Raw genomic sequence first — 23,641 nt, forward strand, 5'->3', positions numbered from 1 at the left:
CTTCCACTCGAGCCAAATTGCCCGCGCCGGACTGCGATACCGTTCATGACGCTACCCTTGCTCGAATTCTCGCTTGCGATCGCCCCGATCGCGTCCGCGTCCTACCTCGGGATTTGCTTAGCATTGCGAGCATTTCAGCACCGGCTGATCTTCGTTCCTTGCCCAACTGTCGAGCGGTCGCCAGACGATCTCGACGTTCCTTACGAGGAAGTCCGCTTGCCTGCCGGCGATCGCCCCGCGGATGGCTACGTCTATGGCTGGTGGTTGCCCAATGCCGATGCAAGCCTCCCCACGTTGCTTTACCTGCACGGAAATGGCGGTAACGTCGGTACCAACCTCACCCGTGCGGTCGGCTACCGCGACTTGGGGTTCTCGGTGTTGCTAATCGACTATCGCGGTTACGGTCGCAGCCCCGGTCCGTTTCCCTGCGAACGTCAGGTCTACGCCGACGCCGAACTGGCCTGGACGCATCTAGTCCGCGGGCGCCAGCGTCCCCCAGAGAATATTTACTTGTACGGTCATTCCCTCGGCGGTGCGATCGCCATCGAACTAGCCATGCACCACCCGGAACTGGCTGGTGCGATCGTCGAAGGCTCGTTTACCTCAATGCTTGAAATGGCTCGAGCGACGCAGCGCTATCGGTGGCTGCCGCTGAAATGGCTCGTGACCCAGCATTTCAACTCCGTCGCAAAGCTCCCGAACCTCAACGTGCCGCTGCTATTCGTCCACGGTGCTGAGGACGATGTGGTACCCGCCTGGATGAGCAAAGAACTGCACGCTGTTGCTCCCCCACCGAAAACCCTGCTAGTTGTCCCGGATGCCGACCACATCAACGTTCCGAGCGTTGGTGGCGAGACATACCTTCAGTCCGTCCGCGATTTCATAGCGCGCACCGAGTCGTCGCTTTGTGGCGCGCCTCCGGTCGGTAACCGGTAGACTTCGCGTCCCGTCGTCATCGCGAGTTATTCGAGCAAAGCCACTTGTTCGTGCGAACTTGTTTGCTCGAACCGCTATTGTTTGCACGTACAGGTATTGGCACGTACTAGCGAACTCTACAGACTCCAAATCGCCTCAACCTCAGCAGGATCCTGATAGTAGTCAGTCGAATCCTGGAGCGGCGCATCTACAGGTGCTGGATACGAGTCAATACTAATGGAAACTCGGTTGGTGTCGGATTAGATTGAGGAACTCTTCGCGTGTCTTCTGGTCGTCCTGGAAAACACCAAGCATGGCACTGGTCACCGTCCACGAGCTTGGCTTCTGCACGCCGCGCATGACCATGCACATGTGCGTTGCTTCGACCACAACAGCCACGCCGCGCGGTTCGAGAATCGTCTCCACCGCCTCGGCCACTTGGCGCGTTAGGCGCTCTTGAACTTGCAGCCGCCGAGCGTACATCTCGACAATGCGCGCTAGCTTGCTCAGACCCACTACCTTCTGATTTGGGATGTAGGCAACGTGCGCTTTTCCTAGGAACGGCAACATATGATGCTCGCAGAGGCTGAACAGGTCGATATCGCGGACGAGCACCATTTCGTTGTGCCCCTCGTCGAAGATGGCACCGTTTACCAGCGTTTCCAGGGATTGATTGTATCCCTGGGTCAGGAACCGCATCGCTTCTGCGACACGCTGAGGCGTCCGCAATAGACCCTCTCGCTCGGGATTTTCACCGACACCGACCAACAACTCGCGGACTGCGGATTTCATAACCCCCAGGGTAGCATCGACGTCGGCTTCCACCGGTGAAGGAGCGTCCGCCCGAACGCCCCCACCTTGACCGTCAGCTACCTGTTGCGCCAAGGCGCTAGCTTCGGCCATGGGTGAGATCTTGCCGTTCCCATTGCCGATGGATTGCCCTTTGCCGTATGACGCTCGAGCGCCTTTAGAACCGTTGGAACCGTTAGAAGCAGCCATTGTCATGGTTTGAGAGTTCGAGAATTGTCTCTTAACAAACCGCGCGAGCGCGGACTGGACGGGGCGCTAGAGCGCGCCTGCATTGGGCATGAGGGTCAGGTCCTCAACCACGGCCTGCGGGGACAGCAGCGCTGCCTGCAAGATGAATTGCGCGACGGAATCGGGCGGAAGCATGGCCGCCCGATTCAAGTCCGCTGCTACCGTATCGGTATCCCAGAGGGGTGTATTGACCGCACCGGGGCAAATTGTGACGACGCGCACGCCGCGATCGCGTTCTTCCGCGGCCAGTGCTCGCGACAATGCAACCAAGCCGGCTTTGCTGGCGCTGTATGCACCCCAGGTCGGGAATGGACTGCGCGCGGCAATGGATGCGATGTTGATGATGGTGCCGCCGCGCTTGCGCAATACTGGCAGCGCGCCTTGAATACATTGAAAAACGCTCGTCAGGTTGAGGTCTAGCACGTAACGCCACTCGGACAAGGGGGTGTCGGCGATCGCGTTGGTGTAACCGATTCCGGCATTATTCACTAGTACGTCAATGCCGCCACAGTCTGCGATCGCTGCTGCCACAGTATCTGCCACAACTTCTACCCGAGCTAGATCTAGCACATAAGTCCTAACGTCCACGCGATCGGTAACGTTGGCGACCGCGGCGCTCAGTTTTTCGTGAGAGCGTCCGAAAAGCGCAAGATCGATACCGGCGTTAGCAAAGGCCAGGGCAGTCGCTTTACCGATGCCGCTATTGGCACCCGTAATCAACACCCGCTGCGGTCGAGCGGCAGTCATAAGGTAAATCTCTCGCTTCAGTCCGGTCGCTCCGGTAGCCGCACGTCTCTCTGTAGACTGCTTGCGGTTCGTTTCCACGCTTGCTGATGGCTTAGGGAGTTCGCATGGTCTCCAGCTACGGCACCCGTTCCATCTGCGCGTTGCGTTCGTTTGTGCCGTTGCCACCCGCAAGTCTCGCTCATTCTAGCACCCTGGGATCGTGCCACCGCAATGCCTCTCAGGTCGAGATAGCGCGATCGCTGCCAGCGGCGTCCCGAGCTGCACGTTCCTCCACGCGACCCATGCGACGAAATTTCTCGTAGCGTAACTCGCGTCGCTGCTCGGGGGAGAGCTGCAGTAGGCGTTCGAGATCGGCAACGAGGACTTTCTTAAGAACGGCTGCCGCGGCGAGCGGATCGGCATGGGCACCGCGCAGCGGCTCGGGGATCAGACTGTCGACAATGCCCAACTCGCGTAAGTCCCATGAAGAAATGCGCAGAGCCGCCGCCGCTCGATCGGACTTGCTAGCGTCTTTCCAAAGAATCGCCGCACAAGCTTCAGGCGTGGCTACCGTATACACAGCATGTTCGAACATCAACAGGCGATCGCCAACGCCAATTCCCAGAGCACCGCCAGAGCCCCCCTCGCCAATGACCGTGCAAATAATCGGCACGTCGAACCCAAACATTTGCCGAAGGTTGTAGGCAATTGCTTCCCCTTGACCGCGCCGCTCGGCCTCGACCCCAGCCCAGGCACCAGGCGTATCGATAAAGGTCAAAATCGGCATCCCGAACCGGTTGGCGTGTTCCATCAGCCGTAGGGCCTTACGATAGCCGCTGGGGGTAGGCATCCCAAAGTTGCGCGCGACATTGTCCTTGGTGTCGCGCCCCTTCTGATGCCCGAGCATCACAACCGGCCGACCCTCAAGGCGGGCAATCCCGCCAACGAGGGCCGGATCGTCGTCACCGAGGCGATCGCCGTGAAGTTCTAGCCACTCATCGCAGATGGACTGAATGTAATCGAGCGTACTGGGACGACGCGGATGTCGGGCAAGCTGCAAGCGTTGGGATGGCGTCAGCGTCCCGAAAATTTCTTTGCGCAGCTGAGCTGCTTTGGCTTCGAGTTGCTGAATGTGCTCGGACACGTCTACATGACTGTCAGATGCTAGTTCGCGGATTTGCTCGATGCGCGCCTCGAGTTCGTCGAGTGGTTTCTCAAAGTCGAGTTGGAAAGTACGGCGGGACGAATTGGACATGAGCAGTTTGGCAGTCGCTGCGAGCGCGTCTACGGGGTTGAGAACGGTGAACCGGCAAAGGGGGCGCGGCGGCAATACCGTGCGGTCGGTGCTAGCCTCACGACTGCAAAGACAGCTACGCGCTCATCGCGACTGATTCGCAATTCAGGAGCGGTTGGAAGCCATGCTTGAGCGAAGCGGCACCGATCTGTTCCATCTTTTCAACTGTGATTTGATTGCGGCCCCAAGAAAAGTTTGTATGCCACTGCTCGAACTCCAATAACATGGCTTCGGCAAAGCAGGCAAACAGCTGGCGGCTGGGAACGTCCATTTCGATGAGGTGCATGATCTGCCAGTCAATATCGAGGGCGTGCTCGACAATACCGCCTTTGAGCACGAATACGCCTGGTGACTGTACCAGCGTGCTTAGGTTTTTCGGATAGCCGCCATCGATTAGCAAACAGGGCTTTCGCAGTCGCTCGGGCGAGATCGTTACCCCTTTGGGCATGCTCGCCACCCAAACGACAATGTCAGCGAGCGGTAAAGCCGACTCTAACGGCAAAATCTTCCCGCGTCCGAGTTCGCCCTGCAATGCTTGCAAGCGTTCTTGATTGCGCGCCACCAGCAACAGCTCGGCAACATTGGTTTTTGCATTCAGCCAACGACAGACGGCACTGCCGATGTCGCCCGTCGCCCCGCAGACAGCTACCGTTGCGGAATTGAGGTCGATGCCGATACGTGCGGCAGCTTGCTCGACTTGGCGGCAGCTAATGTATGCAGTATGCGTGTTGCCCGTAGTGAAGCGACTGTAGTCTAGAGCCACGTCGCGCACCTGCATTTTGTCCTTGAGATTGAAGTTCTCGAACACGATCGATGAGAATCCGCCGAGTGCCGTGATATCGATGCCGCGCTTCTGGGCACATGCCATGGCATTGAGAATCTTGCGGATTGCAGACTTGATGCGGCGGTTCGTCAGCATTTCCGGCAAGAAGCACGACTCAACGTAAAGTCCTTGTATGGTCTGTCCTGTCGCACTGGTCACGGTGATTTCATCGACCACCTGTGGCGGAGCGGCACACCAGAAATCCAATCCTTGGCCGGCATAATCTTCATAGCCGTAGTGACGGGCAATAGACTGGGCGTGCTCCAAGTTGGTCAAATGACCGATCAAACCGAACATGCTCGACCCTCTAAGACGGTTTAAGACTAAGAAAACATTAAGGACTCTAACGATATTACAGAAAAACTGCCGCTCGAAGCGAGCGGCAGAGACCTGAATCCAGATTTTGGGGTGCGGCCGCCATTCGCGGCAGTTGCGTTAGGCAGCAGCCAGTCCGTGGACGGACATGCGGGCAATCTCGCGGGCGTTGAAACCAATGTTGCTGAGAGCCTCGCTGTAGGCGACCATGAAGTCTTCGATCAGCTCCTCCTTGCCCATGCCGAGGACGGCAGCGTCGTCCTCAACTTGATTGAGCATCTGCCAGACGATTGGCAGGTTCTGCTTGTTCGCTTCTAGCAAGCGCTCTTTAACGTCCTCGAAGTGCTCGCGGAGCCAGACCTCACCGAAGTTGAGGTGCAAGTACTCATCTTTGACGACCCCCTCGGTGATCTTGCGCGCAAACGGGTCGGCAACCGGAATGTAGATGTTGTAGGCTGCGATCGCGAAGCACTCAATGATCAGCGACTGAATCAAAAAGCAGGCGACGACATCGCCGTCGGCAAGGGCCTGCTGGAAGTTGCCGTGGAGCCGGGCGAAATAGTCGCGAGCGAAATCCATATCCGGCGTGACGCTAAGGTTTTTACCGCAGGCTTGAAAACCCTTCATGTGCCGGCCTTCCATTTTAGCGAGCTGCGTAAGGTCCTCAGCGCTGTCGGGCAATAGCGTTGCGAGCTGGGTGTAGTTACCCTTTGCCTCCATCTCGCCTTCGATAACGATTGCGTTGATGCGGCTATAGGCATCTTTGTAGACATCGCTGTCGTAGTCGAGCGCCGTGCTCGCTGCAAGCTCTTGCATGAGTCGAATCTCTCCTTAAAATCTGAAATCTGACCTGCCGGCTGACTGGTGACGCTCTACGCTGACGGGTAGGTCGTCGTTGTTCTCTATGATATCGATCGCCGCCAATCTTAAAGGTGCATAACACCTACTGGATAATACCGTATGAACCGAACATATACCTAGAGCCAGCAGGAGGAGTTGTGATCGAGTTGCGTCAGGCACGTGGCGGTTGGCTGGGAGCTGCACTGTTATTGGCACTGCTAGTAATGGGAGCTGTGCTCGTACTGCTGCCGCTAGTTGTGGTTGTCCTGACATCGCTCGCACCGTCAAGTACGATCCCGAGCACGTTCGCGGCATTGCGGCAGCCAACGCTGGCTAATTACATTGAGGCATGGCACCGAGGCAGATTTCTGCTGGCGTTTGCCAATTCAACGTTGGTTGCGGGAGCGGTGATGGTGATTCAAGTTTTCACGTCGGCGCTGGCAGGATATGCGCTGGCAAGAATGCGTTTTCGCGGCCGCCAGGCATTACTACTGATGATTATCGTCGCGCTAGTAGTGCCGTTCCAGGTACTGGTAGTACCGATTTTCCTGGTCTTGAAGTGGGGAGGTTTAATCAACACCTACGGTGCGCTAATTTTACCGACGGCAGCAAGTGGGTTCGGGATCTTCTTAATCCGGCAATATATTTCAACGCTGCCTCCGGAGCTAGAGGAAGCGGCGGCCTTGGATGGGGCAACGCGCTGGCAAATTGTTTGGCAAGTATTGTTGCCACTCGCCCGGCCGGCACTCGTAACAGTCAGTTTGTTTGCATTTATCGGTGAGTGGAACGACCTCTTTAAACCACTCATATTTGCGACGCGCCCGGAGCTGAAGACGGTGCAGATAGCGCTTGCAGATTTCCAAGAGCAATTCACGAACAACTGGCCGCTACTGATGGCGGCAGCAACGATCGCAATCTTGCCGATTGCATTGCTGTTTTCGATCGTACAGCAGCAATTCGTGCGCGGGATTGGAACGACAGGACTAAAAAACTAGATCGAACGCATTCCCGAGTCGCGATCGAGGTTTTTTTGCACATTAGCTGCGGCAAAGATGTTTGCTTGTGAATTTTTCCACAAAGCCTGCAAACAACAGCAAAGCCGAGGTTTTTAGCCGTTTAGCATTCCTGACAAGCAGAGGCTATTAAGATTTAACGGCGGGACATGAAGGCTTACGAGCACCCTGTAGAGCTGTCAACATTACTCGACAAAAAATATTGGGAAAATGGGGTATACAAACGCCAACCAAGGCGATTGCACGTGAGTGAAATGACGATGGCTTAAGTTTGCGTTGCACGAGCGCCATCGCGTCGTCCTTGCTCAACCCATAAACGGCAGCGATCGCCTCAAGGGAAATGTTATCCTCACCGACTTTTAAACACGTGCTACCTGCCATGCCAAATTCGAATAATTACTCACCACAAAAAATAAGCTGGTGCTGAAGAGCTTTTGGCAATTTGGTTTAGATGATACTTTCCGGGACTTGTTATCGTCGGCAGAAAGGTTCGTGTTGAAATGCCAATGGCTGCAAAATTTACGGAGTTTGTGGCGAATGGTGCGTCAGTCTAGCAACCGCGTTTTCCCGATGCATATTCACAGCTTGGTTGCATCTAGACGCTCACCCCCGTCCCATTTACACTATTGCCATTGATGTCGTACTGTTCTTCTTGCTCTTGTTGGGGTGTTGGCAATGCGCTCGCGTGACTGAATTTGCCAAACCACCCTCTCTCTCGGGTCTAGAGTGCATTGCCTGCCTGTAACCGTTCGGTGGGCACGAAGATGCCGTTGCGGTTGTAAAGCACCATCGTTGTCGTCTCATTTTTCTCGAAGCCGATGCGATCGTAGAACCGCTGTTGGTGCGTTGTCATCAAATACACCCGTTCGACGCGGTTGAGGCGCGGGTGAGCCAAAACGGTTTCTACCAACTTGCCGCCCAGACCTGCACCGCGATAGTCCGGATGCACGATCACGTCCCAAATCGTGGCACGGTAAACGCAGTCGGAGGTGGCGCGGGAAAATCCGATCAAGCGATCTCCATCCCAGATGCTGATGACGGGGTCGCTATTGTCGAGTGCTACGCTCAGGTCGTCGCAGTGGCGGTCGCGCGCCCAAAACGCACATGTCTCGAACAACGCTTGCAATTGGGGCAAGTTAATGACATCCCTGCGATCGCAGAACTGAATGTGACTGCAGTCTTTGAAGGGCGTAGACATGGCGAAAAGAGGGTAGGTAGCAAACAGCGCAGCTAAGCTTTCGGCGTGGCGGCGATTGCTTCAGACTCGAATAGGATCCCTACTGCGCCTAAATTGCGCGTAAATTCTTTATCTTACAGTATAGAATAAAGTGCCTTTCGTTAATAAATCAACTGTTCTGCTCCAACCTTTGATGACAATTGCTAACATCTTGCCTCCGCGGCCGCGAGTTGGGTCCTGGCGCACTGGCAGCTTCTTCAATAATGCCTATGATGTCAGGGTCGGCACGAGGCGGATAATTCCAATAGGCTCGCTCTAGCCAAAATTCTTCCGTTTCAAAAATGGCGGTATTAATCAAAATGGAATTATAAATCAAGGAGAAACAGAGTCTGCAATGCCTTGAATGTAGTTAGTCACATATTCCTAAACATATGGCAAAAATTGGGAAAGTAGAATTATTTTTGTGCTGCCTGCAGACGTTAGTTCTTCGAACCCAAACTCTCACCGAGGCTACCCAGATTCGGTCATGCGCCTTTGCCTCAAAATGTACATTATCTGCATGAGCTTTCGAGCGATGAGTACGTAAGCTGCGCACGCATCGAAACTATCATCACGTAGGTCAACCAGGTTGGAGAACTGCTAGTTGATGTCTACGACTCAGAATTCACTTTTGAGGTGGGAGTGCTCGAAGATCTAGATATTGTATGGGTTAAAAAACAAAATCATATTAAACAGCCATTGATCGTTGCTATGCTGGGATGCTCGGATGAATGGTTGGGGACCATAGTGCGAGCAAGATTGAAGAGTTGTGGAAACAGGTGGAAAAGTAGAGGTAAAAATTTGACTTACCGGAAGGCTACCAATTACACCAGTGTTTTTTGACGATGGGGAGCAAGTTTTCCGGCAAGACTTATACCAATTTGCACAATGCTTAAAAAGATGAGGAAAAAATCTTTTTGGGTAAAGGAGTCCGTCGGTCATCTTTTGCAGCACTTCTTAGAGTTGGTATTACATGACGCAAGTTAAAGGGGAGGGAGAAGAAACTCAAACAAAAACTCGCGATCGCGCTTCAAAATGCTTTGCGACTCAAAATCGGGAGTGATGCTCAAGACTCCTCTCAAACTATTAATGAACTATTTAAAATATTGGGAGGAACCTGTGCCAGCTAGATTCATACTTTCATTCATGGTTAAGGTTTAAGGGGGCAATCCACGCCTTCTGCTGTCCGCATGGCACCGAGGATGGTCGAGACGAAGATGCATCGAGGCTTTGCAGGGCTGTTGGTGTGAACGAGTGTCACTCGACCCTGATCGCCGGGAGTTACCTGTCCGCGATCGTCAAAGTCAACGCTCCATTCAAATGGCGAGGAGTTATCCTCATTAGTCGTTCGATCGGTATCAACTTCTATGAACTCGGACAAACTAGTCCAACCGTTCGATGGAGGGTTATCAGGATCTGAGAAATAGGCATATTCTAAATCGCCATTATTATCCGCTCGAATGCTAAATCGCCAAGTACTTGCTGAGGCGCGCGCTCGTTCCTGAGCGCTGCGGATAGAGGCGTACAAGTCGCTGCGTGCAGCTCCAACTCGCTGATTTTCAACGAAACGGAGCCAATTCGCTGAGCCAATCGTTGCCAGGATTCCGACGATAACGATTGTGACCAGCACCTCCAGCAGCGTAAAGCCCGCATTAATTGCCGGCTGATGCTCTTTCGATTGCCGCTGAGATTTCAAATCAAGTTTCATGGCTAGTGTGAGTAAATAAGAATGGAGTGAATTTGAGGCAAGGAATAATAATCGATGTTCTAGCGGTCGAAAGCCAATGTCGATACGAGGCGATATCTTAAAATATCCTAAGCGATTTGCTAGCAAAAATATTCATAGCCGTATTCAAGCAAATATGTGCGTTGGGAAAAGTGAGATATATCACCGATCGCCGTTGCTCGGTGTAGGCGATCGCCCGTGTCCGAGCCGCTTAAGGCAGCGCGTGAGGTCCCCAAAAATCACCTGCAGACACCCTCTGGTGTACTACCACCTTCCGCACTGTTCCGAACAACTTTTCTTGCAATAGGCCCGATGCCGGCTTCTAACTACCCGAAACCGATGTAGATCCGCACCGGAAATTTTTGCTCCAGACATGGACGCTCGACGAGACTCAAGAGCTGATGCCAAACCAAGGGATTTGTCATTATTCTTCAGCTAAAACTAGCGGTCCGACCGGAGCGTTGATGAAGTGTTCGTAGGCGCGCCGCGAGAAATTGCGGATAAGCTCTTGGGCGCGCGAGTCGTTGTGCGGTCGGGCAACGAGAACGGCTGCTAAGTAGCGCTTGCCCGTGGGTAGGTCGATCGCGCCAACGTCGCCGACCGACGAACCAATGTCGCCGGTTTTATGGGCAATAGTCGCGCCCGGACCCAAACCGCGCGGGAGCAAGGTTTTTGTTTTCGTTCGCTCCATGATGGCAAACAAGCGATCGCGCGATCGCAGCGAGAGCAATTCTCCGCGTTCGACGCGTGCTAGCAGTCGCACCATATCCTGCGGGCTGGTCGTGTTGGTGCCATCTAAGTCGGGCAGCGGATTGCGGATCGCCGTTTCCGTTAAACCCCAATCTTGGAACTGAGCGTTTAGTACGTCGGCACCGCCCAAACGGTGAATCAGCATGTTCGTTGCGGTGTTGTCGCTGATCACGATTGTCTGGGTAGCTGTCTCGAGTGCGGTAAATTGCGTGCCGGGAGCCTGATACTGCATCGCCCCCGATCCACCTCCAATGAGGTCGGGCGTCATCGTCAACAACTCGTCGAGCTGCACCTCGCCGCGATCTAGAGCTTGGAAAAACGCCACTAACACCGGTACTTTGATCGTGCTGGCGGCGGAAAATGCGCGGTCGCCATTGAAGTTGACGTATTCGCCAGTGTCGAGGTCGTAGAAAAACGCACCCGGCTCGAGGCCGGATTGAGCGGCAGCCAGCTCCGAAAATTGATTCTGCAGCGAGGCGATCGCCTGAGTCGGCATGAGGATTGGTTTGGGTTCGGGTTCGGGGTCCGTCTCTTGCGGCATGACCTCGAGTTCGGGCACGGTTACGGTAGCGTCTGTTGGGAGAATTGCCCGGCCGAGGGCAAGGCGGCCGCCACGCCATATGAGAACGGGATCGAGGTTAGCACCGGCCATAGAAGTTGCCGCGATCGCCCCCAGCCCGACGCCGAGTATCCCCAACCGCGTGCAGAGCAGCAGCATAGAAAACGGTCGCCATTGCGGCGGTGGAGCATTCATGGTGGATGTAGTTACCGCAGCTGCGCTAGTTGGCGGCACCAGCTCACTCGGCGACACGTCGAGATAAACGGCGTCGGCGTAGGGAATATCGACAGAAGCCTCGAGCTCAGATGCCTCGAACGGAGAAGGATCGGGAATGTAGGGATCTGGGAAAGGGGCGTTGGGAAATGCTGGCGTCGGGGTTTGCGGCTCTGCAGCGCCCTCCGAGCGGCGCGGTGCAACCCCAGGGAGGGAAATGGACGGTTGGGATGGACGAGCCATAGGCAGTAGGCGATCGAACGACAGGCGACTGGACGACAGGCGATCGCGACTCTGGCGGGCAAGCGCAGTCAGAATACTCTATTTCTTGCTCCTTAGATTTTGAAAACGCGCGGAAAGTTTCGCCGAATTTTACGATCTTGCCCAGTGCCGATGTTTAGTTGGATGCCTTTCGTCCGCTCTACCGCGGACACACCTTAGGTGGAGGGGGACCCGATGCGTCTCGATGGCTGGAGACCCAGACGCAATTGTTTCCCCTAACTACTAGGGATCCTGACACCAAAGTCTGCTTCGGGGAGGTGTGGATTGCGAGCGGCTCGGCTAATATCGGGGAAGGAAATGTTACGGAACTTTACGCGATCCGGTTATGAAGCTTCCATTACTCGGAAAAGTCGCTATCCCGCTGTCTTGGACGACCGGGGCAATCGCTATTGGAGCGATTGCAGTTGGCGGTGTGTTGTTCGCGCTCGATGTTCTCCGCAACCGGGAGGACCTCGACGCGTTGACCGTGACCGTGACCCGTCAGGACCTGGTCGTGCGCATAGAAGCGAGTGGTACTATCGTTCCTGACAAAAACGTTAATGTCAGTCCCAAGACTGCCGGTCGTCTGGAGAGACTTTTCGTCGATCAAGGCGATCTCGTCGAGCGGGGCCAGAAACTGGCTGAGATGGAAAACGACGAACTCGAAGCTCTGTTTCTGCAAGCTCAGGCCAACTTACAGGAAGCGATCGCGAGTCTAGACGAAGCCGAAGCCGGCACGCGTGCCGAGGAGGTCGCTCAAGCTCGAGCTCGCTTCGACCAAGCCCGTGCCAGCCTCGAACGAGCCCGCGAGCGGATCCCCCGCGAAATCGACCAAGCTGAGGCGCGCGTGGCATCGGCCCGGGCACGATTCAACCTCGCAGAAGAACGGCGCGATCGCAACAATAACTTATTAACCGAGGGAGCTATTTCCCAGGATGGCTTCGACGAGATTATCAACGAATATCGCAGCGCCGAGGCGGATCTCTCCGAAGCTAGGCAACGCCTCGAGGAAGTGCGCAACACTACCCGTCCGGAAGTCGACGAACTTGCGGCGGCCGAAGCTGAAGCCCGCGCTGCTTGGCAGCAGGCACAGAACGGTCCGCGCGTCGAAGAAATTGCCCGTCTGCGTGCCGCAGTGACTGCCGCGCGCGCGCAGCTACAGGCGGCTGAGTCGAACTACCGCGACACGACGATCCTCGCGCCGTTTGCGGGCGTCATCACCCAAAAATACGCGACGGAAGGCGCATTCGTTACGCCGACGACATCTGCGTCGACGACGGCATCGGCGACATCTACCTCAATCGTGGCGATCGCCAGCGGCTTGGAGGTGCTCGCGAAAGTACCGGAAGTGGATGTCGGGCTACTGCGCCCCGGACAAGCCGTCGAGATCGTTGCCGATGCTTACCCCGACCGCATCTTTACCGGTCGCATCGAGCGCGTCGCCCCAGAAGCCGTGGTCGAAGAGAACGTCACGTCCTTCGAAGTCCGCATAAAGCTTGATGCCGGCATGGACGTGCTGCGCTCGAACATGAACGCCGATGTGACCTTCATCGGCGAAACGATTGATGGTGCTGTTGTTGTTCCTACGGTTGCGATCGTGACGCGAGAGGGAGAAGCTGGCGTGCTGGCTGTTGGGATCGATGACGAGCCAGATTTCCGCGCAGTGGTGCTGGGACCGAATTTCGATACCCAAACTCAAATCCTCAACGGCATTGCACCGGGCGATCGCGTGTTCATCGACCTTCCTGACAAATGACGCGATCTCCCCGAAAACTGACGTGCAAGTCCGGAACTACCCCATCAAAGTCTGTGCCCTTACCCACATTACTTAACGGCTTTTATTGTTATGGTTGCCCAAACCCAGCTCCCGCAGTTATCGGGCACTAGTTTCGACGAAACCGTCAAAATGGCGATTACGACCCTAACCGCCAACAAGCTCCGCAGCCTCCTGACCATGCTCGGTATCGTCATCGGCAACGCCTCGGTGATTGCGATGGTCGGCATCGGGCAAGGAGCGCAACGTCTTGCGGCCGAGCAATTCGAGTCCCTCGGTCCGAACACGCTGTTCGTGTTACCGGGCACTCCCGAGGAACGTAGCACGAGTTTCGACTTTACGCGCACTCTGGTGTACGAGGATGCGTTAGCGATCGCCGAGCAAGTTCCGGCCGTCCAAGCCGTCGCCCCGCAAATCAACCTCAACCGCGTCATCACCTACCGCGATAAAAACACCAACGATCCGGTTGTCGGGACGACACCGGACTTTTTGAGCGTTCGCAGTTTCAAAGTGGCGCGCGGACGCTTTATCAGCGATCTCGATTTGGAGCGCAACAATCGGGTTGCTGTCCTCGGTGCGGAAGTGGCTCGCATTCTTTTCGATGAGGGGAATCCAATCGGCAAGCGCGTGCGCGTCGGTGCCGTCAGCTTTGAAGTCATCGGTGTCATGGAGCAAAAAGGGTCATTTCTGGGCGAGGACCAGGACAACCGCGTTTACCTGCCGCTGACGACGATGGCCAACCAGGTTGTCGGTCGCACCTCTCCGTTCGGATTGGAAGTGACGATTATTTCCGTTTCTGCCAAGGACGAGAAGAGCGTGAGCGCCGCGCAATTTCAAATCAAAAACTTGCTGCGCTTGCGACACAAGATTTCTGGCGAAGATGACTTCGAAGTCCAGACGCAAAAAGACATCCTGCAGATTGTCGGCACCATCACGGGCGGCTTGACGTTGATGCTGGCCGCGATCGCCGCTATTTCTTTGTTGGTAGGTGGCATCGGCGTCATGAATATCATGCTCGTTTCGGTGACCGAACGCACGCAGGAAATCGGGTTACGCAAGGCTATTGGCGCGCGCGAAAGGGATATCCTCGTCCAGTTTTTGGTCGAGGCTACGATTTTGGCCGCAGCCGGCGGCGCGATCGGAACGTTAGTCGGGGTCAGTGGTGTCTTAGTCGTCGGTGCGCTGAGTCCCCTGCCGGCACCCATTTCGCCCGTTGCTATCGTCTTAGCGGTTGGCGTGTCTGGTGGCATCGGACTGTCGTTTGGCGTATTTCCCGCGCGCCGCGCTGCCCGACTCGACCCGATCGTAGCTTTGCGAACGGCTTAGGCCCATTAGCATCGAGCACCACGTCGATCGCGATTGACTCAAACTGCCGTCCGATCCTGCACATCGGCAAAGCGACGGCCCAAGCATGCTCGGTCTGCCAACGACTGCCAAAACGCTTTAATCGTTGCATCGACACAATGGGGCAGGCGGTAGTGGAAGAAATGCCGTCCGCTCGGACACTCCCAGCGGCGATCTCCCGGCTTAAAGTAAGTTTCCCAGGCTCGCAGCGCGCCTGGATCGACGATCGCGTCGTCAGCACTACCGCAGGTCAGTAACGGCACCGGAACGCCACCGATCGGAATACGCTCGCGCTGCCATAGCGAATGCGGTGACGCTGCCAGGTCCAAATCTTGCTCGAGCATGGACACGAGCAGGCGCACGCGAGTCCGTACCTCATCACCAAACAGCGTGCCCGCCATCTGCGCGAGCACCATTTCACGGCTGCAGGGCATCAGCTCTCGCACAGCGTAATAGTGAGCGTGCCAATCTACTGCTGGCTGGACGCCCACGCCCAGCAGTGTCAGCGATCGCACTCGTTCGGGAAAACGCCGCGCGTAGAGCAGCCCGACCGTTCCGCTCGTGCCGTGTCCGATGAGGTGTACTGGTTTGGGCAGGTGGGAGACGTACTCGTGCAGCAAGGCGATCGCTGGTTCCAGAGCCCCGGATTCATCGGCATCTTGGCGATACCTCCACTGCGCCACGCACTCCTGCCGTCTCAGCACGCGCAGCAACGGTTGGTGGAATATCCCCAAACTTGGGCTGAGGTCCAGCCAGAGCGCAGTGGGAGTCTTGTAATTAGGACCTGCAGACATTGACTGTTCGGACACGATCTTTCCTCTCCACGCAGTTCCACGATTACGTTCGTTGGGATAACGGTCGTCGGGATACCAGTCGTCCGGATGCATAGCTAAGCGCAGTCTGCTTAGACACCTATTACTAGTGAGTCGGACTGATGCGGTGTTTGGGGGGCAGATGTCTACAGCTCAATGCTCCTTGCTATAACTTCACGGGTTCACACATAACTTAAAGGAACTATTTCGAGCTTTGGCCGCCCGAAGATTTCTGCGACCATCCCGCAGTCTCCCACCAGCGATAAAGATTGCGGAAATTTAAGCTAATTGACTAGCCCCAAGCTTAACAGACACTATTGAAACTAAGATTCAACAAAACAGACGATCTGTTCCCTGCTCGTGCAACGAAACTGTGGGACTGATACCTGCCAGAACGTAGGATCGAGCCCACAAAGCTAGAGCTTGAGGTGCCTGAGGTCTAGGGGGCACGCGCCGCATTCGGCTTGAATAGCACTGGCGTTGATTGCTCTGTTGGCCATCAGCTCAGTGCTGGTATCAGCATTGGTATGCATGCCAGGGTGCGGGGGACGTTAGAGCTGCTTATTAAGTCTCCCGAACCGCTGCCACGCCAATTTTGCAGCACCCACTGCACCCGCCCGACTGCCCAGTTCGGCTGCCAGAATGTGCAATTCGAAGCGCGACTGCGCCACGATCCGCCGCGACACTTCCGCCCGCGTTGCCGGTAAGAAGAATTCTGCACTGGCGCTGATGCCGCCACCCAGCACTACAGCCTGGGGCATCAGCACATACACCAAGCTGGCAATTCCTGCCCCCAAATACTGCCCGTACTGCTCCCAGTAAGCGATCGCCGCTGCATCGCCCGCTCCTGCCAAGGCCCCTAGTTCGGCCGGGGTCTTGCCCGTATCGCGCCAGATTGCCCGCGCGCAAACGTGCTGCTCCAGCGACCCATGATTGCCGCTGTTGCACTCCGGGCCGTTGTAGTCGATGCCGATCAAGCCGAGTTCGCCGGCGGCGCCCGTGCGCCCGGTGAAGAGCTGCCCATTTAGCACGATCGCGCCACCGACGCCCGTTCCCAGCGTCAGCAAAATCGAATCACGGACCGACCGCGACGCACCCAACCAGGCCTCGCCCAATCCAGCACAATTAGCGTCGTTTTCTACCGCAGTTGGCAAGCCAGTTTGCGTTTCCAGGAAGTCCGCGACCGGAACGTCGATCCAGTCGGGTAAATTGATCGCAATATACGCCACGCGGCAATCCGCATCGGAGGGACCGGGCGTGCCGATACCGATCGCGATCGCCCGTCGGTCTGGGTCGAGGTCGCGGACAGCTACCGCGACCGCATCGAGGACGGGTCCTGGACGTGCTGGCTGTGGTGTTGCGATCGCGGCTTCAGCCGTACAGGTGCCGTCGGCTTGGAAACGGCCGAGCTTGATCGCCGATCCGCCGAGGTCGATCCCGATGACTTCCGTCCTGCTGACTTCGGGCGGCTTTGTTTCGGGAACTAAATTGGAGTCTAAAGCGGGATCGACAGGGGGCAACGCAACAGAACCTCAACGAATAGGAACGAAACCGGCATCGGCGATCGCCTTTTGCCCTTCCGGCGAGAGTAGTAAGTCGGCGTAGGCTTGACCTGCTTGTTGGTCCGGTCCGCCATCCATTTTGACGATGACGAACAGGCGGCGCGAAAATGGATATGTGCCCTCCGCGAGCGCCGGGATGTTGATAGCATTGCGCTGGGCAGGGCATTGGGCGGGATCGATGCGCGGTTCCCGGTGGAGGGACACTAGTCGGTCGGCCGTGCGTCCGATCGCGATCGTCTTGACTGCGCACTGGGGGACAACTTCCGGCGCCGAGGCGTAGTAGATGCCGCCAGGGTTGTCGGCCACCGCACGCAGTCCCGGTGTCGTGCTATACACGGTCTCGACAGTACTGCCGAAGGGTGCGTCTTCGAGAATATTACTGACGAAAAACTCTACCGTTCCCCCATCTGCAAGGTCGCGCGTGTAGGGCGCAATCGTCAGATCGGGACCGCCAACTCGATCCCAGTTGGTGATTTTGCCCGTGTAGATATCCTTTAGCTGCGAGACAGTTAACCCTGGAATGTCCAGGGCCGGGTTGACGGCGATCGCGATCGCGTCGAGTGCTACGGCAACTTCCTTGAGCCGGTAGCCCTTTGCCTCGGCAGTTTGGATTTCCTCGACTTTCAACCCGCGCGATGACTGGGAGAAGGACAGCTGCCCATCGAGCAACATCTGAATACCGCGACCCGAGCCGGGCGATCCAGAGACTGGGTCGACATAACGTAACTGAAAGTCCGCTGTGGATGCCAGTAAAGTTGGGTCGACTTCAGCGCGAATGGGTGCCCAGGTTGTGCTGCCACCGTAGTTGAATGTTCCTTGAGGCGGATCGGCCGCCGCCGGCAGCGAGGACGGCGCTGACGGCGTTGGATTGCTTGCAGCTATTTGCGGCGGCAATGGCGAGCTGGCGGATGAATTCGTTGTGGGTTGACCGGAAGCAGCCGAGCCCGACGGTCCGGAAGCTTGGGGTTGCTTTTGTTGTTGCAGCAACCACCACCCGCCACCGCCCAGGCACGCAGCTGTCACGACAAGGGCGACGAGCAGCGGGATCGTTTCGTTCGTGCGTCGGGCCATGATTCTTCGCTCGTAAGCTGGTGCTCTTGGGCAACTGTTTCGGGCAGAACTATACCGCACTTATGCCAGCGTTTGCATCCGATCGCAACCTGCGCTAGTGGCAAGGTCGATTGCGGGACGCCATTGCGGCGCGCAATCGCATAGAGATTATTCTCGAGACTATTCTCAAGGAAAGCTCCGCGCGCCAGGATTGACTACGCTGAAAATTAGGTGCCACTTACTAAGCGTATTTTGCAAAGGTTATGACTATCTATCTCATTGCGGTTTTAGCCGATCGCATCCAGGCTGAAGCTGCCTCTATTGCCCTCACGGAAGCCGGACTAACCCCAGAGCGGGTTTCCATTCTCGGGAAAGGCTACAAAAGCGCGGACGAATTCGGTCTGATCGACCCCAACCAACAAGCTAAGGAGCAGATTCTGCGCATGGTCGTGTGGTTATCGCCCTTTGGCTTCGCTTCCGGTTATCTCTTCAATCTGCAAACTGGTATCCAACTTTTTGATTGGGCGGGCGTCTTGGGCAACCACATCATCGGTGGCATCTTCGGCGCGATCGCGGGAGCGATGGGTGCGATCTTTGTCGGCGGCGGCGTCGGGCTGTCAGCTGGGAGTGGCGATGCACTGCCCTATCGCAATCGCCTCAATTCCGGTAAGTACCTCATTGTGGTAGCAGGCTCGGATGCTGACCGAGCCCTTGGCACTCGCGTCTTGCGGCAATTCGAGCCCGAAAATCTGCAGGGCTACGTCGAGCTGCCCTCTGCCGGCACCCGATCGCCAAAACAATAGCTCGCAGTTGCAGAGTCCGAACCTCGCGCTGGGAGCGAACGAGCTATGTCGGCATGCTCCATGGGCTGCGATCGCGGGGAAACTTGCTAGCTAGCGCAGCCGCACGGCTGTGCCCGTTGCGGTAATCAAAAACAACACGCCTTCTCGATCGACATTGATAGTATCGGTATCGATGCGCACCCCGACGACCGCGTTACCCCCCAGGCGTTCCGCACGCTTTCCCAGTTCCTCGATCGCATTTTGCTGTCCTTTTTCAAAGAGGCGTTCGTAACTGCCCGTGCGCCCGCCAATGAAATCGCGCAATCCGGCAAACAAATCGCGCAGGGCGTTGGTGCCGTAGACGATTTCGGCCGTGACAATGCCCAGGTACTCTTCAATTTCGGCGTTTTGAAAACTATCGGTGGTAGTCACCAACATGGTGGAGCAAACCTCTTTAACGCTAGCGATCGCTAGCCTATCAGGATCGTGCTTCAGCCATTCCAGAAAAGGTCCACCGAACGTTGCATGCCAGAATCAACCTGACCGACCTGGGGAAGGAGAATTTCCAGCTCCATTTTGCTCGATGTAGGGTTGACCATCACTACAAAACCCGACACAAAGCTGAGTTTTAAGGTGAAGAATCGGTGCTAGGCAATCGCGAGCGTTGACCACCTTCATCTGGCGCTCGAGATATCGAGCTAATGTGTTGCGCCCAAACCGACTTCATCATTAATTGGAACGCCTGAAAGGAGCCTGACAACATTGCTGCAAGGTTCGCGGCAGCGGCAGGGCAAAACTTCACGTAGTTGCGCTTCAGCCAAACCAAAGGGTTGAGAAGATATCGTACGACTATTAGTCTCGGCGACAGATTGAGGTTCGTGGTCAGCTGAGGTGCCACTAAAAATGTCAACTAGACCAGCACATGAACCAAGCCTAAGGATCTGAGTGGTTGTTCTCAACCCTTATTGCCTCCTAGCAAGCAACCCAGCCCATTCAACTGTATAAAGGAACACCGATATCCAAAAAAAGTGTTGATTAGGCGTGCAATAAATCCAATTCGCGAATAAACATATTGCAACAGAAAAAGGCGATTGCAATCGCCTTTTTCTGCCTTATTTCTGTTAGTTGCCCAGGGCAAACCTATATCCAGTCAGACTTTCAAAAACAGGCATTTACACTTAGAACGGCCGACTTGTCTTGCTCAAAAGATGCCAACCAAAACTGCTGAAGTAAAAGCACCGATCATCAATATTGCAGCGCCCCAAAGTAGCACCCAGGGCTCGCGGTTGACCGATTCAAGATATTGATTGACTTTCGCGTCCTTCTCCTCAGGATGCCAAACCATTGGCTTCATAGCACTTTACTCCATAAACTATGTACTCCATATTATCCTATCTAACCATTCGACTATTAGAACGCATCTAGCAAAAGCGAAAACAAATCTTCATCGTCAAATTAAAGATTATTAATGAAGAGGTGGCTATCGAATAAAGCTCCTGCGAGCAAGAAGAATGCATTCAAATCCACACAATGACTCTACACTTGGCGCGATCGAACCTGAAACTCAATCACTGGAATCACTCTCGGCAGATTGAGTGCTTCGATCCCATACATGCAGACCCCAAGTATAGAAATGTAAAGTTCAACCGATACTTGTGTAACGAACTCGCATTGCTCCTTAATTGCAGCTCTGTTCGGTTGGCGGAGACAAGAAAAACATAATTACCTAGATATAGCCCACTTTAGGTAAATAGCCTTGGTTCTAGGCTTGCTCTAGTTCGCGACAAGACTTTTCTCTCGGTTGTGCTTGCTTAATAAGGCTCTCGATTGAATCTCACCTTCCTTGGGGGCGAGTCCATGAGCCCATCCATTCGGTTTTTGGATTGCACTCATACAATGATTTTTGATGAAGCTCGTGATTTCGCTTTTGGACACAAGCGATCGCTGTTGCTTGAGGCGACCCTGTTTCGAGAGTTGAAAGAGTCGTTGTTCCAAAACGAAAACATCTATGGTCTATAAGGAGAAATATACTGCTTGTAGAGATCGCTCGGAGCGTTCTAAATATTGCTGCTGTGCGATGATGAAATTCAGGTCTTCTCCTAAGATTTTTTTTGCTCAAATGTTCGAGCCACCGAGGCTTGAGCCTAAAGGAGCGCTTAAAATGATTGCCATAGAGGCGGACTAAAATACGACTTTCCCCGTAACAAACCGGAGGTGTTATCAGAGCCAGCCACTCAAATAGACCGAACTCGGGCTTGGAGAAATTGTAATGAACTAGGTGTGGAGCAATAATGTCGCATTGCACACTTGCTGATTGGAGGGCATTTTCATTACGAAACCGGTCTTGAAACCAGTTAACGGATATAAAGGAAACCTCCATTGCTAGGGATTTGGCATCCTCTGGTAAAAAGCCATACTCTTTCCGATTGTGGCTGAAATTGAGGTGGGCCGTATCGAGCAGATTCTCGACCAAAAATGTGTGGTCGAAGGGCAAGTTAGTAGCGGTACCGACCACAAACAAATCAAAGCGTTCGATATCTTCAATCGTTAGCAAACAGGACCGGTCTGCTGTTTCTGCTTCTCCCGGCTAGATTCAAATAAAGTTTTGAATATCAAATACGGGAAAAGACTTAGCGCGAGCGCGCGCTGGTATGGTAGCTGTCTCCTGCAGTTGAGGAATGTGCAAGCATTCCACGGCTCCACCGATAATTTGGCCGTTGGAAAGTTTTGCAGCACGATGGGGGCACCAATCTTCCTAGGAAAAAATGGCTCCCCCGCAGCATTTTCAAAGAAAACGAATGCTTCTCTGTAAATCGAAACAAAATAGGGCTGTTCTGCCTGAAAGTCCACCGCAAACGCGACTGGATACCAACTTTGACGCCAGTTAAACTGTTCTTCACTTTGCAGGTCGTGTGAAGATTTTTCGGTCTAGATTTTTTCTAGCAAGGCGATCGCAGACCGGCAGTGTGACCGAACTAATTATCTCGGCGAGACAGAATGTATTTATGTAGCTTGCAATAGCTGCATGGCATCCGGCAGCAACGTCGATGTAGAGCAACACGAGCCGACCGCGCTATCAGCAGCTACAAGGAGTATTGTCAGATAGTCCGGACGCCCATTGGGAAGCTCCGAGTCGTTGCTTTATCCGATTGTCTTTTCGGTCGCTCGGCGCAGCAGATAGAACGCGTATCCGTAACTATCCCCATATCGGCGGAAAAGATCGATTTCATGCTCGGATTCCGCGATCGCCTCTAGCAAATCCGGGTCGGCATGGGGTTTGAGTTCGGTCATGCGCGCTCGCAGGGGGACGTAAAACTCGTCCCACCACCCATGGGGTGGTAACACGGCAGTGGAGAGCACCTCGAAACCAACTTCAGTGGCAGTCGCGGCGTTTTCCGCCACCGTTGCCATCGTTGGATAGGCAACCTGCCAGAACTGCCGTAGCTCATCTGGCGGCTCGTCGTCGAGCCAAGTGCAGTCGCTGACAACCATCAAGCCACCCGGTTTGAGTAGCGATCGCCAACAACGCAATCCTTCAGCAAATCCGAGGATAAAAATTGCCCCTTCAGACCAGATCAAATCGACACTTGCTGTCGGCCAATCTAAGGCGGCAAAATCGGCGCAGTACGTGCGGACGCGATCGCCGAGTCCTTCACCAGCAGCGCGATCGCTGAGGTCTTGCAGGTACGGTGCGTAGATATCTACGGCTGCGATCGGATTGGCAGGCGCGGCCAACTCGCGAGCCAGCACGAGCGTGGTGCTGCCGCTACCGCAGCCGAGGTCGAGGACGGTCGGGTTGGTGGGCAAGTCCGGTAAGCGCTTTAGCATCGCCTGGGTAAACTCGTCGCCACCCGGTCCTTGGCGGGGCAGATGTTGATGGAGCCGGAAAAGGGCATCAAGCGTTGCGCTCATGGAGTCGAAGTCGTGAGATAGTCTTACAGTTGTCTGACGACGAAGCATGTTGCTAGCGATCGAACCGTTATGGATCGCTGGCAGGTTCGCCTGTCGATAGGGACGGTCCGGAGTTTGCTGAGTAGCTGCATCCACATGGAACGGTCGGCTATTCCATGCCCGCGTTCTCATAAATCCTTGAACCCAAAGAACGCCGATCTCCTAGCTTCGTGAGTTGTAAAGAGCGCTAAAGCAGTTTTTCGAGGCGGCGGCGTACCTCATCGAGGTCTGGCAGCTCTTCATCCCGAGACTCAGGGCGCTCGGTTCGATCGCTGGGCGAACCGTCGGGCGACCACTCGTGTTCGTCAAGGCTCTGCTCCGGCGGCAGGAATAACTCGCCAGTTGGAACGGTTTGGGCATCGTAGCCGGCTGCCGCGCAGAAGTCCTCGATTTCTTCCGAGTCAAATTCCTCCACGCCTGGCATGGGGAAGTCCTGGGCTTCCAGGAGCAGGGCGAAGCGCTCTGCATCGTCCGCATCCTCAAACATCAACACGCAGCGCCGATCGCCAACTTGCAACGCGTGGATGCCTTCATTATCGGTGCGGGGGTTGAACAGCAATATGTATACGCGCATGGTGAGAGCGTGCTAAGGGCTTGCAGTGAGTCGTCGGGTTTCGTCATTGTGCCATTTGGCTGGAGCCGATCGGCAACCGAGCGCTTTTGGCAAGCGGTGCGAA

The 23,641-nt window shown here is 55.2% G+C and carries 21 protein-coding genes; 5 read left to right on the forward strand and 16 right to left on the reverse strand.

From position 1 onward, the window contains the following. The first annotated feature begins 45 nt into the window (after nt 1-45). The gene (locus tag KR51_RS16105; protein WP_022609195.1) at nt 46-936 is read left to right on the forward strand and encodes an alpha/beta hydrolase; all 891 of its coding nucleotides are present in this window, start codon (nt 46-48) and stop codon (nt 934-936) included. A gap of 213 nt (nt 937-1,149) precedes the next feature. Here KR51_RS16105 and folE read toward each other — a convergent pair whose 3' ends face one another. The 5 genes from folE to KR51_RS16130 all read right to left on the reverse strand — a co-directional run bounded on the left by folE (nt 1,150) and on the right by KR51_RS16130 (nt 5,927). Next, nucleotides 1,150-1,920 carry a GTP cyclohydrolase I FolE gene (gene folE / locus KR51_RS16110; RefSeq protein ID WP_022609196.1) on the reverse strand — a complete coding sequence of 257 codons (771 nt, stop codon included), beginning with the start codon at nt 1,918-1,920 and terminating at the stop codon, nt 1,150-1,152. 60 nt (nt 1,921-1,980) lie between these two features. Then, nucleotides 1,981-2,700 carry an SDR family oxidoreductase gene (locus tag KR51_RS16115; RefSeq protein ID WP_022609197.1) on the reverse strand — a complete coding sequence of 240 codons (720 nt, stop codon included), beginning with the start codon at nt 2,698-2,700 and terminating at the stop codon, nt 1,981-1,983. Nucleotides 2,701-2,917: 217 nt separating this feature from the next. Next, a complete protein-coding gene (accA, locus tag KR51_RS16120) occupies nt 2,918-3,934 on the reverse strand; it encodes an acetyl-CoA carboxylase carboxyl transferase subunit alpha (protein ID WP_022609198.1) in 1,017 nt (338 codons plus the stop codon). A 115-nt stretch (nt 3,935-4,049) separates the two neighbouring features. Further along, complete coding sequence (locus KR51_RS16125; RefSeq protein ID WP_022609200.1) at nt 4,050-5,093, reverse strand: long-chain acyl-[acyl-carrier-protein] reductase; 1,044 nt, start codon at nt 5,091-5,093, stop codon at nt 4,050-4,052. 138 nt (nt 5,094-5,231) lie between these two features. Beyond that, complete coding sequence (locus tag KR51_RS16130; protein ID WP_022609201.1) at nt 5,232-5,927, reverse strand: aldehyde oxygenase (deformylating); 696 nt, start codon at nt 5,925-5,927, stop codon at nt 5,232-5,234. A gap of 182 nt (nt 5,928-6,109) precedes the next feature. Here KR51_RS16130 and KR51_RS16135 point away from each other — a divergent pair, with 182 nt between their 5' ends. Further along, nucleotides 6,110-6,946, forward strand: coding sequence for a carbohydrate ABC transporter permease (locus tag KR51_RS16135; RefSeq protein ID WP_022609202.1), 837 nt, complete (start codon nt 6,110-6,112; stop codon nt 6,944-6,946). A gap of 739 nt (nt 6,947-7,685) precedes the next feature. Here the strand turns inward: KR51_RS16135 and KR51_RS16140 are convergent. The 3 genes from KR51_RS16140 to KR51_RS16150 form a co-directional block, all read right to left on the reverse strand. After that, nucleotides 7,686-8,162 (reverse strand): GNAT family N-acetyltransferase, encoded by a 477-nt coding sequence (locus KR51_RS16140; RefSeq protein WP_022609204.1) that lies wholly within the window; start codon nt 8,160-8,162, stop codon nt 7,686-7,688. Between the two features lie 1,168 nt (nt 8,163-9,330). Continuing rightward, nucleotides 9,331-9,888 (reverse strand): GspH/FimT family pseudopilin, encoded by a 558-nt coding sequence (locus tag KR51_RS17755; RefSeq protein WP_022609205.1) that lies wholly within the window; start codon nt 9,886-9,888, stop codon nt 9,331-9,333. 442 nt (nt 9,889-10,330) lie between these two features. Beyond that, the gene (locus KR51_RS16150) at nt 10,331-11,671 is read right to left on the reverse strand and encodes a serine hydrolase (protein ID WP_022609207.1); all 1,341 of its coding nucleotides are present in this window, start codon (nt 11,669-11,671) and stop codon (nt 10,331-10,333) included. Between the two features lie 364 nt (nt 11,672-12,035). On the opposite strand from KR51_RS16150, the gene KR51_RS16155 reads away from it, so the two are divergent. Together KR51_RS16155 and KR51_RS16160 are read left to right on the forward strand one after the other, a co-directional pair. Continuing rightward, the gene (locus KR51_RS16155) at nt 12,036-13,445 is read left to right on the forward strand and encodes an efflux RND transporter periplasmic adaptor subunit (RefSeq protein WP_022609208.1); all 1,410 of its coding nucleotides are present in this window, start codon (nt 12,036-12,038) and stop codon (nt 13,443-13,445) included. Nucleotides 13,446-13,535: 90 nt separating this feature from the next. Then, the gene (locus KR51_RS16160) at nt 13,536-14,789 is read left to right on the forward strand and encodes an ABC transporter permease (protein WP_022609209.1); all 1,254 of its coding nucleotides are present in this window, start codon (nt 13,536-13,538) and stop codon (nt 14,787-14,789) included. 38 nt (nt 14,790-14,827) lie between these two features. On the opposite strand, the gene KR51_RS16165 is transcribed toward KR51_RS16160, so the two are convergent. From KR51_RS16165 to KR51_RS16175, 3 genes are all read right to left on the reverse strand, one after another. Further along, complete coding sequence (locus tag KR51_RS16165; protein WP_198016819.1) at nt 14,828-15,616, reverse strand: alpha/beta fold hydrolase; 789 nt, start codon at nt 15,614-15,616, stop codon at nt 14,828-14,830. Between the two features lie 554 nt (nt 15,617-16,170). After that, nucleotides 16,171-17,139, reverse strand: coding sequence for an ROK family protein (locus KR51_RS16170; protein ID WP_022609211.1), 969 nt, complete (start codon nt 17,137-17,139; stop codon nt 16,171-16,173). A gap of 12 nt (nt 17,140-17,151) precedes the next feature. Next, complete coding sequence (locus KR51_RS16175) at nt 17,152-18,252, reverse strand: PstS family phosphate ABC transporter substrate-binding protein (RefSeq protein WP_022609212.1); 1,101 nt, start codon at nt 18,250-18,252, stop codon at nt 17,152-17,154. 242 nt (nt 18,253-18,494) lie between these two features. Here KR51_RS16175 and KR51_RS16180 point away from each other — a divergent pair, with 242 nt between their 5' ends. Further along, nucleotides 18,495-19,034: a hypothetical protein gene (locus KR51_RS16180; RefSeq protein WP_022609213.1), complete on the forward strand. Its 540-nt coding sequence runs from the start codon at nt 18,495-18,497 to the stop codon at nt 19,032-19,034. Between the two features lie 90 nt (nt 19,035-19,124). On the opposite strand, the gene KR51_RS16185 is transcribed toward KR51_RS16180, so the two are convergent. The 5 genes from KR51_RS16185 to KR51_RS16200 all read right to left on the reverse strand — a co-directional run bounded on the left by KR51_RS16185 (nt 19,125) and on the right by KR51_RS16200 (nt 23,538). Beyond that, on the reverse strand, nt 19,125-19,451 hold the full coding sequence (locus tag KR51_RS16185; RefSeq protein WP_022609214.1) for a YbjQ family protein: 327 nt from the start codon (nt 19,449-19,451) through the stop codon (nt 19,125-19,127). Between the two features lie 763 nt (nt 19,452-20,214). Then, entirely contained in the window at nt 20,215-20,367 is a 153-nt protein-coding gene (locus KR51_RS20350; RefSeq protein WP_022609215.1) for a hypothetical protein, read from the reverse strand. 480 nt (nt 20,368-20,847) lie between these two features. Then, complete coding sequence (locus KR51_RS19960; protein ID WP_156915161.1) at nt 20,848-21,567, reverse strand: hypothetical protein; 720 nt, start codon at nt 21,565-21,567, stop codon at nt 20,848-20,850. A 587-nt stretch (nt 21,568-22,154) separates the two neighbouring features. Further along, a complete protein-coding gene (locus KR51_RS16195) occupies nt 22,155-23,060 on the reverse strand; it encodes a class I SAM-dependent methyltransferase (protein ID WP_198016820.1) in 906 nt (301 codons plus the stop codon). A 91-nt stretch (nt 23,061-23,151) separates the two neighbouring features. After that, entirely contained in the window at nt 23,152-23,538 is a 387-nt protein-coding gene (locus KR51_RS16200) for a DUF3110 domain-containing protein (RefSeq protein ID WP_022609217.1), read from the reverse strand. Nucleotides 23,539-23,641 lie beyond the last annotated feature (103 nt).

It is taken from the genome of Rubidibacter lacunae KORDI 51-2 (assembly GCF_000473895.1).
GTDB classification, from domain to species: Bacteria; Cyanobacteriota; Cyanobacteriia; order Cyanobacteriales; family Rubidibacteraceae; genus Rubidibacter; species Rubidibacter lacunae.

Excerpts from the sequence above, each read along its gene's own strand:
- KR51_RS16105 (WP_022609195.1), top strand. The coding sequence starts at position 46 with ATGACGCTACCCTTGCTCGAATTCTCGCTTGCGATCGCCCCGATCGCG.
- folE (WP_022609196.1), bottom strand. The coding sequence starts at position 1,920 with ATGACAATGGCTGCTTCTAACGGTTCCAACGGTTCTAAAGGCGCTCGA.
- KR51_RS16115 (WP_022609197.1), bottom strand. The coding sequence starts at position 2,700 with ATGACTGCCGCTCGACCGCAGCGGGTGTTGATTACGGGTGCCAATAGC.
- accA (WP_022609198.1), bottom strand. The coding sequence starts at position 3,934 with ATGTCCAATTCGTCCCGCCGTACTTTCCAACTCGACTTTGAGAAACCA.
- KR51_RS16125 (WP_022609200.1), bottom strand. The coding sequence starts at position 5,093 with ATGTTCGGTTTGATCGGTCATTTGACCAACTTGGAGCACGCCCAGTCT.
- KR51_RS16130 (WP_022609201.1), bottom strand. The coding sequence starts at position 5,927 with ATGCAAGAGCTTGCAGCGAGCACGGCGCTCGACTACGACAGCGATGTC.
- KR51_RS16140 (WP_022609204.1), bottom strand. The coding sequence starts at position 8,162 with ATGTCTACGCCCTTCAAAGACTGCAGTCACATTCAGTTCTGCGATCGC.
- KR51_RS17755 (WP_022609205.1), bottom strand. The coding sequence starts at position 9,888 with ATGAAACTTGATTTGAAATCTCAGCGGCAATCGAAAGAGCATCAGCCG.
- KR51_RS16150 (WP_022609207.1), bottom strand. The coding sequence starts at position 11,671 with ATGGCTCGTCCATCCCAACCGTCCATTTCCCTCCCTGGGGTTGCACCG.
- KR51_RS16155 (WP_022609208.1), top strand. The coding sequence starts at position 12,036 with ATGAAGCTTCCATTACTCGGAAAAGTCGCTATCCCGCTGTCTTGGACG.
- KR51_RS16160 (WP_022609209.1), top strand. The coding sequence starts at position 13,536 with ATGGTTGCCCAAACCCAGCTCCCGCAGTTATCGGGCACTAGTTTCGAC.
- KR51_RS16175 (WP_022609212.1), bottom strand. The coding sequence starts at position 18,252 with ATGGCCCGACGCACGAACGAAACGATCCCGCTGCTCGTCGCCCTTGTC.
- KR51_RS16180 (WP_022609213.1), top strand. The coding sequence starts at position 18,495 with ATGACTATCTATCTCATTGCGGTTTTAGCCGATCGCATCCAGGCTGAA.
- KR51_RS16185 (WP_022609214.1), bottom strand. The coding sequence starts at position 19,451 with ATGTTGGTGACTACCACCGATAGTTTTCAAAACGCCGAAATTGAAGAG.
- KR51_RS20350 (WP_022609215.1), bottom strand. The coding sequence starts at position 20,367 with ATGAAGCCAATGGTTTGGCATCCTGAGGAGAAGGACGCGAAAGTCAAT.
- KR51_RS16200 (WP_022609217.1), bottom strand. The coding sequence starts at position 23,538 with ATGCGCGTATACATATTGCTGTTCAACCCCCGCACCGATAATGAAGGC.